We start from the raw sequence: 18,711 nt of genomic DNA, 5'->3' as shown, positions 1-18,711 counted from the left end.
CGGCAGCTAGTATATATCAGTGAGCTATGGGTACAAGCAACATATTCAACTAAATAACGTTAACTGACCGCATCGGGTTGACTTTCGGGCAATGCATCCCGAAAAGCAGCTAATGACAAACAGTGCTCATTAATGCTAACTAACCGAGGAAACGCATCCAGTGGCACATTAAACCGATGTGCATTATATATCTGAGGAATAAGACACATATCGGCCATAGAAAGTTCACGACCAAAGCAAAATGGTCCTTTGTCTGAGTATTGACTGGCTAAAGATTCAACAGCTTTAAAGCCTTCTGTGATCCAGTGCGCATACCACTGATTTTTTTGCTCATCTGCTACCGACAAAGGTCCAGCAAGATATTTGAGAACACGCAAATTATTCAGCGGATGAATATCACAGGCAATCATCTGACAGAAGGCGCGAATTTCTGCACGTAACTGTAGGTTCGCTGGCAACAATGCAGGGCTGGGATATTTTTCTTCCAAGTACTCCAAAATCGCCATGGATTGGCTTAACTTCAGCTCTCCGTCAACCAATGTTGGCACCAGACCTTGCGGGTTTAATGCTCGATATTCTGATTTGTGCTGTTCGCCGCCATCTTTAACCAAATGAACGGATAAATTTTCATAAGGTACTTGCTTTATGTTCAATGCAATACGAACGCGATAAGCTGCGGTAGAACGCCAATAGCCAAATAGTTTGAGCATATTAATAATCCTCTCTCATCCAGTTGCAGGATATACCCGTTGTCTTTTTAGGGTACTGCGGTGTTGGCTGCGCCGCACTCTCCAATAACTTAGTCCATCTAAGTTCAGGGAGTTCACTTGCTGCCTACGCCTTGAAATACTTTGGGTAATAGTTAAACGCCTAGGTTACTCAGGTTGAAAACCAAAACGGCCAGAAAACTCACATTTCCTGGCCGTTGAATAAAAAGCGAAATCAATTAACGCTTATACTCACGTACATTCTGTTCAATGGTACCAAAGATGTTATCACCGTCTTTATTAAACATCTCGATGCGCACTTTATCACCAAACTTCATGAAAGAAGTTTCAGGCTTACCATTGGCAATGGTTTCCAGCATACGTTTTTCGGCCAAGCAGCTAGAACCCGCGCTGCGATCATAGTTAGAGATAGTACCTGAACCAACAATCGCTCCCGCACCTAATGGACGTGTTTTAGCAGCATGACGCACAATGGTAGGGAAATCAAATGTCATGTCAACGCCGCAGTTTGGCTGACCAAACAGCTCGTCATTCAAATGAGTCACTAATGGTAAGTTTACTTTATAACCATCCCAAGCATCGCCCATTTCATCTGGTGTAACAGCGACCGGAGAAAACGCGCTAGAAGGCTTACTTTGGAAGAAACCAAAACCTTTCGCTAATTCTCCAGGAATCAAATTACGCAAAGACACATCGTTAACCAACATTAATAAGCGGATAGAGTCGCGCGCTTCTTCAATCGTTGGTGCCATAGGCAAATCATCAGTAATAACCGCTACTTCAGATTCCATATCGATGCCATAGTCTTCAGATGCCATTTCTATGTCATCACGAGGCCCCAAAAATGCATCGCTGCCACCTTGATACATCAGCGGATCAGTCCAGAAAGTTTCTGGCATCTCTGCGCCACGCGCTTTACGCACTAGCTCAACGTGATTCACATAAGCACTGCCATCGGCCCACTGATAAGCTCGAGGAAGCGGTGATTCGCACTTGGTTTGATCAAAATCGAAAGCGCCGTCGACTTCACCATTATTCAACGCCGCATACACTTCTTCGGCTTTAGGTGAAAGCTCAGCCCAGTTATCAAGCAACGCCTGCATAGTTGCAGCCACATGAGGAACCGCTACCGCTTTAGTTAAGTCACGGCTAACAACCACTAACTGGCCGTCACGAGTATTGTTTTTTAAGGATGCTAATTTCATGGGTTACATTCTCAATTATCATTCGTTTTATTAACTCAGAACTAATGAGCTAACAGATTAGTCTTTTGCTTTCCAGCTATCAGCATAGGCTGGATTTTCAACGGCTGAGGTACTCTCCCCTACCTGCAATGGATCACGCGTATCCAGCATCACAGCCACTTCATCGGTTTCTTTTTTGGCATAATTACGACCAGCTTCAAACGCCTTTGGATGAGGCCCATGAGTGAAACCAGAAGGATGGAAAGTGATCATGCCCGCATCAATATTATCACGGCTAAAGAAGTCACCCGCATGATAGAACAGCACTTCATCAAAATCATCGTTGTTGTGATAAAAAGGTACTTTCAAAGCGCCAGGATCCGACTCAATTGGTCGCGGTACAAAAGTACAAACCACAAAACGACTCGCAACAAAGGTAGTGTGAGCAGAAGGCGGTAAGTGGTATCGATGAGACATCAGAGGACGAATATCACGCCAGTTAATGCGTACAACCGCCAAATCACCGTGCCAGCCTAATGCATCAAGAGGACTGTAGGAGTAACTTACCGTTGAGATCTCATCAAGGCGTTTAATCTTAACGGTCCAAGAGTCATCCGTTTGCTGCGCTTTAAACGTATCGTTGATTTCTGGTACATCCAACATCGCCGGATCAAAAATCGCCTGCGGTCCCACCAAACCTTTTTCTGGTAATTGATAAGAGTCGTTAGTTGCCTCAATCACCAACAGAGTCATTGATGATTCGGTTTCTAAACGCCACATAGTTCCGCGCGGAATGACCACATAATCGCCATCACGAATGTCCATGTGTCCATAGTCACAGAACAATGAACCACTGCCTTCATGAACAAATAATAGATCATCGCCGTCCGCGTTACGCACCAATGACTTCATATTGCCTTCACAACGCCATAAACGGAATTTACAGGCTGCATTATGCAATACCAGAGGTGCTTCAAAAGGCGTTGGTGCCGTCACATTCATTTGATTTAAATCAAATGCTCGCGGACGCAATGGGCCTTCCCAGCTATCCCAGCTTGTAGGTGGTCGTTGATGGTGGAAGTGAGCCGTTGGGCCAAAGAAACCGCTGCGCCCTGCTTCACGCTCATAGATAGCTTCTTCTGGAAAGTCAGCGTGAGCCTGACGAGAAATGGTCCCCTCTTTATGAGGAAAAGAGATCCATTTACGCATAAACAATTCTCCCAATAGTCAAAATAAAAACGACTAACATAAGTTAGCCGCCTTTATGTGATGGAATCAATTACTCGGCGGTAATAACACCGCGGCGGATTTGGTCTTCTTCAATCGACTCAAATAGAGCTTTAAAGTTACCTTCACCGAAGCCCTGATTACCTTTACGCTGGATAATCTCAAAGAAGATTGGGCCAATCACTGTCTGAGTAAAGATCTGCAATAAGATACCATCACCTTCAACAGGAGCACCATCAACCAAAATACGTAGCTCACGCAGGTTATCGATGTTTTCTTCGTGTCCAGGAACACGCGTATCGATTTTCTCGTAGTAAGTATCAGGTGTAGGCATAAAGTCCATACCGATTTCACGTAACTTACGAACGGTATCGTAAATATCTTCAGCAGTCAGAGCGATGTGCTGAATACCTTCACCATTGTACTCACGTAAGTACTCTTCAATCTGAGACTTGTCGTCAGATGATTCGTTAATTGGAATACGAATCTTGCCACAAGGAGCTGTCATTGCGCGGCTTAATAGACCCGTTAATTTACCTTCGATATCGAAGTAGCGGATTTCGCGGAAGTTACCGATGCGCTCATAAAAGCCAGACCATACATCCATATTACCGCGCTTAACATTGTGCGTAAGATGGTCAAGCTCGTATAAACCAACACCGGCAGGATGAATATCAACGCCTTCAAAATATTCGAAGTCGTTGTCGTAAATCGTTTTTTCACCGTACTGGTCAACAAAGTAAAGAACCGAATCGCCAATACCGTAAACCGCAGGAACCTTCAACTCACCATCAACAAGATCAGCTTTATCGAACGGCTTAGCACCGTTAGCTACCGCATGCTCATAAGCTTTTTGAGCGTCTTTTACACGGAAAGCCATCGCACAGGCACAAGGGCCATGAGCGTTAGAAAACTCGCGGAAATAACTGTCGCTCTCGGCGTTAACTAAAAAGTTGATGTCGCCTTGACGGAATAAAGTAACGTCTTTGCGCTTGTGTTTACCGATAGGCGTAAAGCCCAACAAAGCAAAAAGTTTTTTCAGCTTCTCAACGCCTTCTGCGTTTGGAGCAGCATACTCAACAAATTCAAAACCGTCTGTGCCTAAAGGATTAATTGTAGAGTCAGTCATATCCAGCTCTCTTAAGTTAATAAATCAAAAGTGTAAAAGTAGAGATGTGGCCTCAGAATCTAACGCTCTGCTCTTAGGCGGCCCAAGCACCAAACCCACAAACTCTCTGTCGCAATTAGTACACTATTATAGGGATTTTAACGAGAATATAAACACTTGATTTTAATGTAATAATTTAAGATATCTAAAAAACAGTTTATCAAGTGTAAACAATAGTTTACAGGTATCACTGAAATAGAAAAAGCCTGAAAATTCAAAGTTTATGGGTCTTTAACAGGTGTAAACTAAAGTTTACACCTGCTACCAAAGCATCATCCGTTTAGTCTTTTATTCCAAATTGTTTTAATTTCTTAGCGACCGCCGTATGCGAGATGCCTAAACGTTGACCTAACTTGCGACTACTGGGATAGAGAGGATATAGATGCTCTAGTAACCGCTTCTCAAACTGATGGATGGCCTGATGCAAAGTGACCTGTTCCAGATCGTCTAATTCATCATCCATCACCTGCATCATCGGCATGTGCAGCAACCGTGTGGTAATTTGTTCCGAGGTTGTCATAGAGACCGCTCGAAATATCGTATTTTCTAACTCGCGCACATTGCCAGGCCAATTGTAGCGCCTTAGTGCCTGCCGAGCTCGCACCGTTAATGAGCACAAGGGTTTCTGCAAACGCTGACAGGCCATATCAATAAAATACTCTGCCAAAGGCTCAATATCATTTTTACGACGACGCAACGGAGGAACTTGCAAATTAAGTACATTCAATCGATAGAAAAGATCTTCTCGAAACAATTGTTGCTCGCATAAAGAGCGCAGATCTTTTTGCGTCGTCGCCACAACACGCACATTCACACGAACTTCATCGTTGGTGCCGACTCGGCGAAAGGCGCCTTCTTCCAAGAACCGCAGCAGCTTCACCTGTAGATAAGGCGACATCTCGCCGATTTCGTCAAAACACAGAGTTCCGCCATGAGCGAGTTCCAGCAAACCTGGCTTGCCGCCTTCTACTGCTCCTTCAAATGCTCCGCTGGCATATCCAAAGAGTTCATGTTCAGCCGCATTATCTGGTAAAGCAGCACAATTTAGCGCCATAAAGGGTTTATCTTTAGAGCGTAAATGATGACAGCAACGAGCTATCAACTCTTTGCCAACGCCTGTCTCGCCCTCTATCAATAGAGGCGCGTCCAGTTGCCCAATTTGTTTAGCCTGCTCCAACACATTGGTCATCGCATCGCTCACAGCAACAACCTGTTCAAACCCGATATTTTTACTGCGTTGCCACCGTTCAATTTGCTGCGCGACCTGCACTGGCTCACGAAAAATAACCACAGCCCCCGCACGACCAACAGGCTCGATGCCCTCTTGTTGCTCTAACGGAAACAATTCAACCAACAACGTTTTATCGCCAAAGATTAACGTATGCTGGCCATAACCGGCTCGGATCAAAGTGAGTAAAGTGCCTTCCTGATGCGGAAAAATATCTTTTAGACAAACAGGCTCAACAACGGCGTTTGATTCCATCTGAAATAAACGAAAAAAAGCCGGACTGGCTGCCAACAAAACACCTTCTGAGTCGAATGATGCAGCCGCTTCTGGATAGCCTGTGATCAAAGCCTGAATTTCAATATGCTCTCTTTCACCGGGCATCAATTCGACGAGTTGCCAATCGTGTATACCTTCGATAACGAGCATCTGTTGCATCAACTTTTGCAAGGGAACAGAGTCGATTGCTTTAATTTTTAAGTAGAGCTTACGCTCGGCCAGTTCAATGCCGCGTAAGTCTATTGCATGCTCCACCAGACAGGTAAGCACCTCCTGAGTCAGTCCAAGTCGATCATCACAGGTCAGAACTAATCGGATCACACATCACACCCTGGCAAAATAACTATGCCCTTGCATTTTAAAATACTCTCAGCCTACATCTTCGGATAAAAAAATGGCGCTGTAAACAGCGCCATTTTTACTCAACATAATAGAGCAGACTTAACTCGCCATTTTATCTTCTTTAGGCGGATAAGTGGGCTCGAACAAACCTAAGCTTTTTGCTTCTTTAACATGAGACATAATGTCCATGTGAGCAATATCAAACAACTGCTTCATATCTTCGATGCAGAAATAAATAGGCTGCATAATATCGATACGATAAGGCGTACGCAGAACATTCATAATATCAAAAGGACGATGCTCGGGCTCATCGCTGAGCGCATACTGAGACTCACCGATAGACGATAAAATTCCGCCACCATAAATGCGATCACCTTGTCCGGTTTTAATTAAACCGAACTCAACCGTAAACCAATACAGTCGCGCCAACCATACATGATATTGCTTATCGGCATTAGCACCTAAACGCCCATAAGTGTGAGTAAACTCAGCAAAGTAAGGATTGGTTAACATGGCACAGTGACCAAAAATTTCGTGAAAAACATCTGGCTCTTGCAAGTAGTTCATTTCTTCTCGAGTACGAATAAAAGTCGCACAAGGAAATTTCTTATCGGCCAATAAAGCGAAGAATTTTTCGAACGAAATTAACGCAGGGACCCAGGCAACTTCCCAGCCTGTTTTCTTGCGAAGTATCGAAGACACTTCTTCAAGCTGAGGAATACGATCTTTAGGCAGATTTAAAATATCCAAACCTTCCATGTATTCATCGCAGGCTTTGCCATCAATCAGTTTGATCTGACGCTCATATAGCTCGCTCCAGATCTGATGCTCTTCGTCTGTGTAATGAATAAAACCGTTTTCATCCGCCTTACGGGCGACGTATTTGCTGCTCTTACCCATCGGTAACCTCATAATATTCAGGCAGTCAGACGCTCTGCTAGTTTTATAGTCGACTGCCTTAACAAAAATAACCTAATTTGCTGCACCAGATTAATCAGTCATATTGAACCGTCCTAGTCGAAACAAGGCGTTCGTGGGGTGCGCTCCCCAGACATCTATAAGTCTTCAGGAGGTCTGTGCATTTCGGTTATTTTTTCATTTAGACCTATATTATCCAGCCCCAGCCCTTAAGTTGACAAGTTTTTCACAGCAATAAAAATGAAAAAAAACGTGTCAATATCAAAAGCTCTAATCCGACCAGTGACTAAGGCAGGCCTCAAGAGCACGACTACCGAAGTCACTAACTGACTGAAAATATTAATAATACTTCTTAACTTTCCGTTAACACTTAAGCTTCATTTTTTAATGCTTCTAGCTCTTCCCAGCGTAAAAACTTTTCTTCTAGCAGGGCTTGTTGGTCGGCAAGTTGTTGGTAAACAGCATCCATATCAGCGCGGCTTTTCGCCTGAAAGTCCGCACTCCCCATCTGTGATTCCAGATCAGAAATACAGGTTTCGAGCTCATCGATCTCTTGAGGGAGCTGCTCCAACTCACGTTGAAGTTTATAAGACAGCTTCTTACTGGCTTTTTTTGCCACGGGTTTGGTTTCAGTTTTGGGCTGCGCTACCTCTTTCGGCGCTTTTTCAGCTTGTTGAGCTGCTCGCTCCTCGCTATATCTCAACCAATCTTGATAGCCACCGGCAATATCGATGATCTGTGTTTTGCCCGATTCAAGCAGATCATAAACCAGCAAAGTACTCGACACATTGTCTAGAAAACGACGATCGTGGCTAATCACCAGTACCGTTCCTTTAAAATCAACGATCTGGCTTTCAAGCAATTCCAGCGTTTCTACATCCAAGTCATTGGTTGGCTCATCGAGTATCAATAAATTGGCTGACTTAGTAAAAAGCTTTGCTAAGGTCAAACGGCTGATTTCGCCACCCGACAAAGCTTTTGCGGGGGTTCTCATTCGTTCAGGGGCAAATCCATAATCACCTAAATAGCTAATAACATGGCGTTTCTCTCCGCCCACTTCGATAAAATCACGACCTTCGCCGATGTTTTCAGAAACTGACAACTCCGTATTAATACTGGTGCGCAGCTGATCAAAGTAAGCAATGTCGAGATTGGTGCCCAGCTCTACGGTTCCTTCATTCGGCTCTATCTCACCTAATATCATCTGGATCAGCGAGCTTTTGCCAATACCATTGGGGCCGACAATGCCAATTTTGTCGCCCTTCAAAATAGTGGCTGAAAAATCTTCAAACAACAGTTTGTCGCCACGGCGTAATGTCGCATTTTCAATAACCGCAACACGCTTACCCGATTGACCACCACTTTTAACATGAAGTTGCGCAGTGGTCTGTCGTTGGCGTCGCTGGCTGCGTTCGTCACGCATTTTTTTCAACGCGCGAACACGCCCTTCATTACGAGTACGGCGAGCCTTAATCCCCTGACGGATCCATACTTCTTCTTGAGCTAATTTTTTATCGAACAATGCATTCGCTTGTTCTTCATCTTGTAATTGCTTTTCTTTGGCTTCGACATAAGCAGAATAAGGCGCAGGAAATTCGGTCAACACACCTCGGTCAACTTCCCAGGTGCTAGCAGCCAAATGATCGATAAACTCACGATCGTGAGAGACAAACAATAAAGCGCCCTGATATTGCTTGAGCGTTTCTTCCAACCATTCAATGGTTGCTACATCCAAATGGTTTGTTGGCTCATCCAGAATTAATAAATCAGGCTCTGCGGCAAGGCATTCTGCCAAAGAGACTCGACGTCGCCATCCACCAGATAAAGCATTCATCTGTTGAGAACCATCCAATGACAGTCGTGTTAAAACGCGCTCAACTTGCTGCTGCCATGACCATCCATTCGTTTTATCTAAAAAGTCATGAAGCTGTGTTAACTCTGCTGACTCCTTACCCTGCTCGGAAAGTTCCTGAAAACGCCTTTCGGCTTCGCGTACATCAGCCAGTCCTTCTGACACGCGTTCAAACACCGTCTGTTCCGTGGCTAAAGGTAAGCTTTGATCCAGGTAACGAACACGCAAGCCTTTTGTTCTTTGCAGACCGCCACTGTCGGGCTCATGTACTTGGGCAATTAACTTTAGTAAGGATGACTTACCCGCGCCGTTTCGTCCGACAACGGCAATACGATCACCAGACTGAATGTTAAAATTAACCTCATTTAGCAAAACGTGGGTGCCAAAACTTAGAGAAACCTGCTCTCCACGAAGTATATTCATTCGAATTCCTTATTACGCCCAAACCCAATATTTGGTATAACTAATGTTGAAACGGCTATTTATTCAACAAATATCCCATCAAAATGCTTCTATAGAGATGGTTAAGCCGTTAAGCACCAGAAAAATGCGCTATATTATATAGGTTAAGCGCTGCACGAAAAACCGGGAATCCAGCCAAATGACTGGAACTCGTAAAAAACGCTGGTGTCAAAACAAAATCACAACATAAGTAGTTCTGTTAATGAGAAAATATACACCTTCGCTGTTCGCGCTACTATTATGCGCGTCGTTGTCTTCAGGTGTTGCAGCAGATCCAACAGCTGCACCCGTGCCCTCCCTTTTACCTACCCCTATTGCATCTCAACAAAGCGATAAACTAAAAGCGCAACGGGCACAGTTTAAACAAGCTTTAAAAGCGTTAAAGAAAGGTCAGATAAAATCGTTTCGACGCCATCAGTCGCAGCTTGAAGACTATGTGCTACACCCTTATTTGCAACAATCTTACTTGCTAAAGCGAATTAATTTAAAACACAGGCTCGAAATCAAAGAGTTTTTAGATACCTATAAAAACGCAGCAGTCACAGTACCAATACGCTTCCGTTTTTTGCGCATGCTAGCGCGTAAAAAACAAACCGCTTTATTCTTAACCTATTATCAGCCTACCAGTGACATCAACTTACAGTGTCACTGGCTAAACTTTCGCTTAAAAACCAACGAGCAGCGCAACGATATTTTTACTCAAGCCAAACGTTTGTGGCTGCATGGTAAATCGCGACCAAAATCTTGTGATCCGGTATTCAAAGCACTTATCGATAACAAAGAATTGAATGATGACCTGGTGTGGCAACGCATGATACTTGCGGCCAAAGCACGACAATCAGGATTGATTCGATATTTAACCTCACTGCTCAGCAAAGAGCGTCAGAACTCAGGCAGCCATCTGCTTAAATCTGTCCGTCGCCCAGAACATTTAACCAATTTGCATAAAAGCAATATCCCAACCGAAGACATGGGACAAATTGCTGCAAGTACCCTCAGCAAACTGGTATGGCGCGACAAAGACAGAGCGCTAAAGCTGCTCGACAAAATATCAAGCAAAATTCAATTTACTTACGAGCAAAAAAAGATAATCGCGCGACACTTTGCTCTTTCACTAGCCACATCAGGCCATCAAAGAGCGGGAGAATGGCTTGAGAATATTCCCCCACATGAACAAGATGACAAGCTTATTCGTTGGAAGTTAGTTAACGATCTGCGTCAACTCGACTGGCAACAGGTTAATAACTGGGTAAAACGCACACCAGCACCTAAAGACGATGAATCCAGCTGGCTTTATTGGCGCGGACGTTCCGAGTCCCAACTAGGACAAAATCAGCTAACACAAAACACCTTTGACCAACTATCACGTAAGCGCAACTATTATGGATTTCTGGCTAGCGCCCACATTGATCAGGCACCAAGCCTTGAATCCAAAACATTTCACTTTGAACCTTTGTTGTTAACTGCACTAAAGCAATCCGAAGGATTACAAAGAGCCAAAGAGTTATACTTGATCGATAGAAAAATTGATGCCCGCCGAGAATGGTATCGATTTAAACGCCAACGTTCATTTGAAGAGCAAAAGCATCTAGCCGTCATCGCTCATGAATGGGGATGGCATAATCAAGCCATTATCAGTCTGGCTGAAACCCGATTGTTTGATGCGGTCGATATGCGCTTTCCAATTGCCTATCAAGAATTGATGAAAAATGCCTCTAAGCAAAAGCAGCTGGATATGTCCTGGAGTCTGGCGATTGCGCGCAGAGAGAGCGCCTTCATGCCTGATGCCCGCTCACGGGTGGGTGCATTGGGATTGATGCAACTGATGCCTCAAACAGCTCGATATGTTGCTAAAAAAGAGCGCGTAAAACTCCACTCTACACGGCAGTTACTAAACCCAGAGTTAAATATTAAGCTGGGAACAAGTTACTTAAAGCGACTGTTGGACGAACATGAAGGCAACAATATTTTGGCAACGGCCTCCTATAATGCAGGTAAGCATCGCGTCAAAAAGTGGATTGCCCTTGATCAAGAAATCCCAACGGATGTGTGGATTGAAACCATTCCCTATCATGAAACCCGAGCTTACATAAAGAATGTGCTCGCTTATCAGCAGATATATACCAGAATTTTAGGATCTGACGACAATTTGTTTAAGCAAATCGTTGGCAGCACCATTGGCAACGCCGAGCCTAAACAATCGCCTTGAACAGGAAAAGAAAAAATACCGTTCCCCAAAAAGGCAACGGTATTTTTTTTGAAGTACTTTGGTACAGGCCTTAGCTTTTAATAGAACTTTTCAAAAGTGATCTGAATAAAGTCATCTTTGCGATAAGAGTAGAAGAAAGTAGACAGCGGATCGTTATCATCAATGCCCGTAAAGATGCGTCCTTCAATACTCAACTTCATATCGTCGCCAATACGTCGGTTTCCTTCTACTGAGAAAAACTGAGCATCGTTGTCGACTTCTACACCCAGTCCCAACAAAAACTCAGTGGACTGTTCATCATTAAATGCCAAGCGAGCACCAAAAGAAACGATATCGCTGACTTCAATCTGCCCAAATCCGGCAGGGATAGCATCTCGGTCATCAAACTGATATTCAATGATCCAGCCAATATCCATAACGCTATCAAATACGCCATAAGTAGAATATTCGAACCCACCAACGGCAGCGATATAATCTTCACCAAATCCTTCGCGGCCAATGACTTCAAGTTTCCATAACCAATCTTCTAGCGTTGCCTGAAGATCCAGACCGATTTGAGAGATCTGCGGATAATAAGGAACTAACACCGGCACATTATTATTTACTTGAGTGACAAATTGAGGCTCACGGCTGGTACCATCAAAATAACTCAAGCCGATATCCCAATCCCCCAGAGTTTGCGACCAACGAGCAGCAAAATCGATATGACTATCACCATCATCAGATTCATAAAGCGCATTGTCATTATCAACATCAACGAGCAATCTTAAGCGCCCATCTTCACCAGGGAAAGTTCGCTCACGAAAACCTGGAAGCACAAATAAATCAAGAAGGCCCCAATCCCGTTCCATCGACCACTGTATCATCGGCTGACCGAGTTTATCTTCACCATCAATGTTTTCGACCAGATCCGTTTGATTGATGATATCCACAAGATGCTGCGTTTCTGCAACGCCCCAATAAACTTTGTTAATACCAACGGTCAACTCCCCAGCATCACTCACGTGCTGCCAGTAAAGCTCACGGATATCAAAATGGCTGCGCTCATCGTCTTCGGAATCGACACGCGCAAAAGGCTTGAAAGTAAACGATTGATTATCCCAGCTCACGTACCACTCAGGCTCAATCATCAATGAACCTGAAAAGTCATTCTGTCCCTGTAAAGCACTTTCAGTAAAAATACGAGCTTCAGCGCCCACAACACCCGAAAAACGCGTGTCTGCGCCGTACGCCCAGGCAGACAATCCTGCCAAAATAAATGCTACACCAGTTTTTAAAGTCATATTCTTTCTCAAAATGTTTTGAACCCACACAATCTGGGGGCAAACTCATGATTACTCAAGCTTATAAGAAGCGATTTATTTAAAAAAGAACGTTCTGATCAAGTTTAAGGACAACTTATATAATTAATAGAGGGTATAGCTTTAATATACCCGTCGCCTTTCAAGATGCAGCGGTGTTGGCTGCGCGCACTCATCCCAATCACTTAGTGTATCTAAGCTCAGGGGATTCGTTTGCTGGCCGCCTACCTGCACCTCGAAATGCTTTGGGTATAATCTTACCCCATCAAAATAACACGGACGGAATCTCTGGAAGTTCATTATGAATACGATAGAAGTAGGCCACTGGTACAAAATACATCAACGCGGCGAGTTAGTTGAAGTCATAGCCGTTAACGAAGAAGACGATCTGGTCGAGTTTCAACATTATGATGGCGAAATAGAAAAACTCGCTACCAATACCTGGCACTCTTTTGGCCCGGTAGAAATGGCACCTCCAGAAGACTGGTCAGGTCCATTCGAAACAGATCGGCAAGATCTACATCCTGATGAGTTATTTAATGATTACTTGACCAGTGAAATGCCGCGAGTCGTCAATCAATAAAAATCTCAGCTTATACTGTCCCCAAATAAAAGATTGCGTAGCCAACGCTCTGACGGTAGTATTTTCGCCCAAATAAAACTACCCAGTACCTATCGCAATGAATTCTCCAAGCCCTCTTTCATGGGCAGACGTACTCGCCGAAGAAAAAAGCAAAGACTACTTTGTCAACATAATGGAATTTGTAAAGTCTGAGCGAAGCCTTGGCAAAACCATTTATCCACCGCAAAACCAGATATTTTCGGCACTCAAATGGACCGAGTACTCTGATGTAAAAGTCGTCATTTTGGGCCAAGATCCTTACCATGGCCCAAATCAGGCGAACGGTCTGGCGTTTAGTGTCAACAAAGGCATTCGCCTGCCGCCATCTCTGCGTAATATCTATAAAGAAGTCGCCGAAGACTTAGCAGTCCCCATGCCAGAACATGGCGATCTGACCCATTGGGCGAAACAGGGAGTGATTCTGCTCAACAGCGCTTTAACCGTAGAAGCCGCTCAGGCCAACTCACATCAAGGTAAAGGCTGGGAGATATTTACCGACAAGGTGATAGAACAGCTTTCTAACGCTCCTCAGCATCTGGTCTTTTTGCTTTGGGGTTCACACGCCCAGAAAAAATCCGCACTGATTAATCAGCAACAGCATACGGTTTTGAAGGCCCCTCATCCTTCACCACTCTCCGCTCATCGAGGTTTTTTCGGCTGCAAGCACTTTTCTCTTGCAAATCAGGCCCTTAAAAACAATAATCAAAGTGAAATTGATTGGCAGATCCCACAATAAAGACAACTCAATTTGAAATCAGCCAGATGCGTATCAATGTGTTAGACTAACTTTAATTCTACTATCTGGTTGGCTCAAATTAATGTCTCGTCAGCCTCAGGGCTTTGATGAGGGAATGCTCAGGAAGGCAATGATTGCGATTATTCATGGTCAGAACATTTAGCTGCGTATTTCTGTTTTTTCTTAGCTTCGTTGCTTTGGCGGCCGAGCCGGATAGTCATTCCGAACAAAAACTCAACGTCACTCTCATCACCGATGCAAAGAAAAAGCTCACAAAAAGCTTTGCTCAGTATCTAAAACAAAAAATTGATGACTCCTTTCCTGGCAGTCAGGTAAACACCATTGCCTTTACCGAAAAACGTCCTCGCGCATCCCTCACCATCACACTGGGCAGAGATTCTCTAGAAGCCGTGTTAAAAAAGCCTCGCGAAGGAGAAGCCATCCTTGCCGCTTTGATTACTCACTATGAGTACCGCCAACTGCTGAGCGAATATCCAACACTCAAATCCATTCGTCTGGGTGCTATTTTCCATGACTCCCCCATTATTCGCCAAATGCTGCTCTATAAAGAGGTTCAGCCCAAAGGCCAGCGTATTGGTTTACTTATCACACCAGAAGAAAAATACCTGCTCAACCTATTGCGACCACAAGCGACAAAGCAGAAGCTTATTCTAGAGTACGAAATTGTAGAAGATGTCTCTAAGCTATCACGCTCTTTGTTGCGATTGCTTAATAAAAGCGATGTCATTATCGCGACACATAATCCACAGATTTATAATCGCCAAACCATTAAATCTATTTTGCTGTCTCTCTATCGCAACCAAAAATTTTTAATTGGCTCTAACCGCCAGTTTGTAAAAGCCGGTAGTGTCGCCAGCAGTTATACCACTATGAGCCAGCTGCTCAGCGAGATTACCAAAGAATTGAGCTACTTCAATGAGCACCAACAGCTGCACGCGCCTTTTTTTACTGAAGATTTTGCCGTTAGTATTAACTATGATGTCGCGCGTTCGCTCAATCTGTCGATTAAAAACGATCAGCAAATTGCAAACTCCATTCAGAGATTAGAACTTTCTATAGGGGCGGATAAACTGTATGAATAAGTGGTCCATCACAACCCGAACCCTGGTCTTAGGTATCGCGCCTTCATTGTTAATGTTTTTTACTTTAACAGCCTATTTTTTGCACGATAAATTAGAAGAACTGCAAACACAACTCTCAGACAAAGGTAACTTGCTGGTTCGTCAGCTCCCCCCCGCGCTGGAATACGGAGTCTATATAAAAAGCGCAACAACTCTTGAAACCGTTGTGACCCCACTACTGCAACAAGAAGATTTAGCTTTTATCGAAGTCCGTGATAACGATAACGAATTATTGCTGTTCCGAAAAAATAAAAGTAACTATCAGGATGGAAAAAGCATCGGCAATATCCAAATCTTCTCGTCAAATATTTCGCCACCCAGTCCTGAGCTGGACGATTCGGATCCCGAGTTAACTTTAGATCAAATGGCCGACACTGAGTCAGCCAACATGCCGATTGGCACCATCACAGTAGGATTGTCAGACGTTCATGTTAAAGAGGCACAACAGTCTGCACTGATCGGCGGCATGCTAATCGCTCTAGCGGGTTTGATTTGCTCAATGTTGTTAGCATTTTTTATTTCTGGCAGTATTTCTCGCCCCATAAAAGCACTTTCAAAAACCGTAAAACGTTTTAAAAGTGGCCACCTATCTTCACGGGTAAAAGAGCTGTCTGGCGGTGAGCTAGGTATTCTGGAGTCCAACTTAAATGCCATGGCCAAAACGCTTGAGCAAGCGAAGCGTAAAGAACTGGAGCATGCGATGGCGTTAGAACAAGCTCGAGTTCAAGCAGAGTCAGCCAGTCGCGCCAAAAGCGACTTTTTAGCCAATATGAGCCATGAGCTGCGCACTCCCATGAACGGCAGCCTCGGCATGCTTCAACTGTTGGACGAAACACGACTCACCCCAGAACAACAGGATTATGTCGAAAATGCCATAGCTTCTACCGAACACTTATTAAAATTGATTAACGATATTTTGGATTACTCAAAAGTCGAATATGGAAAAATAGAACTCGAAAAAACCTTCTTTGACCCCAGCCGTTTGATCCGTCGTTGTACCGCACCTTTTATCGCCGAGTGCATGACAAAAAATATTGAAATCAACACGATTATTAATGGCTCGCCGGAAAACATAGAGATCGAAACTGACTCGACTCGTCTACGTCAGGTTTTGCTGAATTTAATAGCGAATGCCGTCAAATTTACTGAAGAAGGTTTTATCGATATCAATGCCAGCTGGTCATTGATCGAAGACTCTGATCAATTAAGCTTCGACATTGCTATATCCGATACGGGCATTGGCATCGAATCATCCCATTTGCAGCATATCTTTGATTCTTTCTCGCAAGCGGATCAAAAAATTCACATTAAGTTTGGCGGAACAGGCCTAGGCCTGGCCATCAGCAAACAGCTCACGGAGTTAATGGGTGGGCGCATTGAAGTGCACAGTAAACCGGGCAAAGGCAGTCAGTTTAATCTAAGTTTCAAGTTTGATTATCGTCAACGCACAGCACAACAAAAAGAAGCCATCGAAACCGAAGAAGTTCCAACAACCATGTCTGGCCGTGTATTGTTAGTCGAAGATAATCCCGTAAACCAGATGGTCACTCAAGGATTGTTAAGCAAAGTCGGTATCGAAGTTGATACGGCCATTAATGGGAAAATCGCCGTCGAGAAATACATTAATGGCCACTACAACCTCATCATCATGGATTGCCAGATGCCTGAGATGAATGGGTTTGAGTGCACTCAACACATTCGAGAATACGAAAAAGAAAGCCAGACCCACATTCCGATTATTGCGCTAACTGCGAATGCGCTCTCCCATGATAGAGAACGCTGCATCAACGCGGGCATGGATGACTATTTATCCAAGCCCGTTAATCGTAATCTCTTGTGGAAAAAAGTCGCCCTGTATCTTTCTTAAGTAAAGCCGATAAGCCTAGGCATTCGCAGCCAAACGCTTGAGCATTTGGCGATAGTCCTCTTGCGCTTGTTCCCATTCTGCATGGTGTTTGTTTTCGATACGCCATGTACCATTCACCATGACATCACGCACAAGGTTTTCGTTAGCCGCAAAAATAGCGGCGTCCAGTAGCGACTCCTTGGCCACTGCACTCAGCTCTGCCACATCTCGGTCCAGTACAACCCAGTTTGCATCTTCACCTACAGCAATAGAGCCTTGGCCTCGATTAGCCACCTGGGCGCCACCAGCAACCGCCTCTGTCCATAGATAGTCACCAACATGAGGGCGCTGCTCATCACAGAGTAAGTTACGTTTTTGATGAGTATAGCGTTGCCCGTATTCGTAAAGACGTAGCTCCTCAAAGGCATTAACGCTAATGTGGCTATCGGAGCCAATGCCCCAGCGTCCGCCATAAGAAAGATAATCAACACCGCGGAACACACCATCACCCAGATTGGCTTCGGTAGTCGCACAAATCCCGGCAATGGCTTTCGATAAAGCCATTGTTTTAACTTCTTGATCAGACAAATGCGTCGCGTGAACCAGACACCAACGTTCGTTCACATCAACCTGATCATAGAGCCACTCAACAGGGCGGGCTCCGTAAAAGTCGACGCATTCATTCACCTCTTTCATCTGTTCAGCAATATGAATATGAAATGGCCCCTGCGCTTCGTGTTGTTGCCACCAAGGCACCAACTCATTCAATTGAGCCTGAGAAACAGCTCGCAAGGAATGCGGCGCAATACCTAGCTTCACCGACGAGTCATCAGCATACTGCTGATGGAGCTTATCAAGGAGTTGAACAAACTGCTCAGGCGTATGGAAGAAGGCTTTTTGTGCGCCAGCAGCGGGCTTCTCACCAAAATTGGCGTAAGAATAAAACACCGGGCAATGGGTGGTCGCGAGTCCAACGGTACGGGCCGCATCGATCACAGCACAGGATGTAGCCGCCGCATCGTCATAGTGCTGTCCATCAGGCTGATGGTGTAGATAATGAAATTCAACCACCGACGTATAACCACTACGCAACATCTCGATGTAGAGGTAGCGAGCAATGATCTGCATATCATCTGGTGTGAGTTGAGGTAACAAACGATACATCGAATCGCGCCAGCTCCAGAACGAATCTTCTGGATTAGCACGATATTCCGTGAGTCCTGCAAAGGCTTTTTGAAAAGCATGGGAATGTAAATTGGTCATACCAGGAACAAGAGGCCCGTTAAGCTCAACCGCACCCGCCTCTTTTCCAGGCGTAATGGCTGTCACTTTTCCATCTGCAATAGTGATTGTTACATCAGCGGTCCAACCTTCCGCTAATAAGGCTTCTTGAGCATAATATTTCATATCAGTCTTTCCCCAGCTTTTCTGTCGCGCTAACATAATGCCTAACCTAATAATTGGCAAGCA

14 protein-coding genes are annotated in these 18,711 nt (G+C 44.4%); 5 read left to right on the top strand and 9 right to left on the bottom strand.

Going from position 1 to position 18,711, the window contains the following annotated elements:
- Positions 1-59: 59 nt before the first annotated feature.
- From maiA to NH399_RS25680, 7 genes are all read right to left on the bottom strand, one after another.
- A complete protein-coding gene (maiA, locus tag NH399_RS23280) occupies positions 60-710 on the bottom strand; it encodes a maleylacetoacetate isomerase (RefSeq protein WP_253043663.1) in 651 nt (216 codons plus the stop codon).
- A gap of 236 nt (positions 711-946) precedes the next feature.
- On the bottom strand, positions 947-1,933 hold the full coding sequence (locus NH399_RS23275) for a fumarylacetoacetate hydrolase family protein (RefSeq protein ID WP_253043662.1): 987 nt from the start codon (positions 1,931-1,933) through the stop codon (positions 947-949).
- A gap of 57 nt (positions 1,934-1,990) precedes the next feature.
- Positions 1,991-3,121 (bottom strand): homogentisate 1,2-dioxygenase, encoded by a 1,131-nt coding sequence (locus NH399_RS23270; RefSeq protein ID WP_253043661.1) that lies wholly within the window; start codon positions 3,119-3,121, stop codon positions 1,991-1,993.
- A 70-nt stretch (positions 3,122-3,191) separates the two neighbouring features.
- The gene (gene hppD / locus NH399_RS23265) at positions 3,192-4,268 is read right to left on the bottom strand and encodes a 4-hydroxyphenylpyruvate dioxygenase (RefSeq protein WP_253043659.1); all 1,077 of its coding nucleotides are present in this window, start codon (positions 4,266-4,268) and stop codon (positions 3,192-3,194) included.
- 319 nt (positions 4,269-4,587) lie between these two features.
- On the bottom strand, positions 4,588-6,132 hold the full coding sequence (locus NH399_RS23260) for a sigma 54-interacting transcriptional regulator (protein ID WP_253043657.1): 1,545 nt from the start codon (positions 6,130-6,132) through the stop codon (positions 4,588-4,590).
- Between the two features lie 120 nt (positions 6,133-6,252).
- Complete coding sequence (gene phhA / locus NH399_RS23255; protein ID WP_253043655.1) at positions 6,253-7,053, bottom strand: phenylalanine 4-monooxygenase; 801 nt, start codon at positions 7,051-7,053, stop codon at positions 6,253-6,255.
- Between the two features lie 388 nt (positions 7,054-7,441).
- A complete protein-coding gene (locus NH399_RS25680) occupies positions 7,442-9,346 on the bottom strand; it encodes an ATP-binding cassette domain-containing protein (RefSeq protein ID WP_256489792.1) in 1,905 nt (634 codons plus the stop codon).
- 241 nt (positions 9,347-9,587) lie between these two features.
- Here NH399_RS25680 and NH399_RS23240 point away from each other — a divergent pair, with 241 nt between their 5' ends.
- On the top strand, positions 9,588-11,594 hold the full coding sequence (locus NH399_RS23240; protein WP_253043653.1) for a transglycosylase SLT domain-containing protein: 2,007 nt from the start codon (positions 9,588-9,590) through the stop codon (positions 11,592-11,594).
- A gap of 77 nt (positions 11,595-11,671) precedes the next feature.
- On the opposite strand, the gene NH399_RS23235 is transcribed toward NH399_RS23240, so the two are convergent.
- Positions 11,672-12,877: a hypothetical protein gene (locus NH399_RS23235; RefSeq protein WP_253043652.1), complete on the bottom strand. Its 1,206-nt coding sequence runs from the start codon at positions 12,875-12,877 to the stop codon at positions 11,672-11,674.
- 319 nt (positions 12,878-13,196) lie between these two features.
- On the opposite strand from NH399_RS23235, the gene NH399_RS23230 reads away from it, so the two are divergent.
- The 4 genes from NH399_RS23230 to NH399_RS23215 all read left to right on the top strand — a co-directional run bounded on the left by NH399_RS23230 (position 13,197) and on the right by NH399_RS23215 (position 17,262).
- Positions 13,197-13,478 (top strand): DUF6763 family protein, encoded by a 282-nt coding sequence (locus NH399_RS23230; RefSeq protein WP_253043650.1) that lies wholly within the window; start codon positions 13,197-13,199, stop codon positions 13,476-13,478.
- A 97-nt stretch (positions 13,479-13,575) separates the two neighbouring features.
- Complete coding sequence (ung, locus tag NH399_RS23225) at positions 13,576-14,253, top strand: uracil-DNA glycosylase (RefSeq protein ID WP_253043649.1); 678 nt, start codon at positions 13,576-13,578, stop codon at positions 14,251-14,253.
- Between the two features lie 146 nt (positions 14,254-14,399).
- Positions 14,400-15,356, top strand: coding sequence for a hypothetical protein (locus NH399_RS23220; RefSeq protein ID WP_253043647.1), 957 nt, complete (start codon positions 14,400-14,402; stop codon positions 15,354-15,356).
- The gene (locus NH399_RS23215; RefSeq protein WP_253043646.1) at positions 15,349-17,262 is read left to right on the top strand and encodes an ATP-binding protein; all 1,914 of its coding nucleotides are present in this window, start codon (positions 15,349-15,351) and stop codon (positions 17,260-17,262) included. Before NH399_RS23220 ends, NH399_RS23215 begins: the two co-directional genes overlap by 8 nt.
- 15 nt (positions 17,263-17,277) lie before the next feature.
- Here NH399_RS23215 and NH399_RS23210 read toward each other — a convergent pair whose 3' ends face one another.
- Positions 17,278-18,648: a formimidoylglutamate deiminase gene (locus NH399_RS23210; protein WP_253043644.1), complete on the bottom strand. Its 1,371-nt coding sequence runs from the start codon at positions 18,646-18,648 to the stop codon at positions 17,278-17,280.
- Between the last annotated feature and the right edge of the window lie 63 nt (positions 18,649-18,711).

Origin of the sequence: Pleionea sp. CnH1-48 (assembly GCF_024124665.1) — a bacterium.
In the GTDB taxonomy this organism is placed as follows: Bacteria; Pseudomonadota; Gammaproteobacteria; order Enterobacterales; family Kangiellaceae; genus JAMXSB01.
The sequence above is the reverse complement of the archived record's forward strand: the minus strand, read 5'-3'. Positions and strand labels throughout refer to the sequence as shown.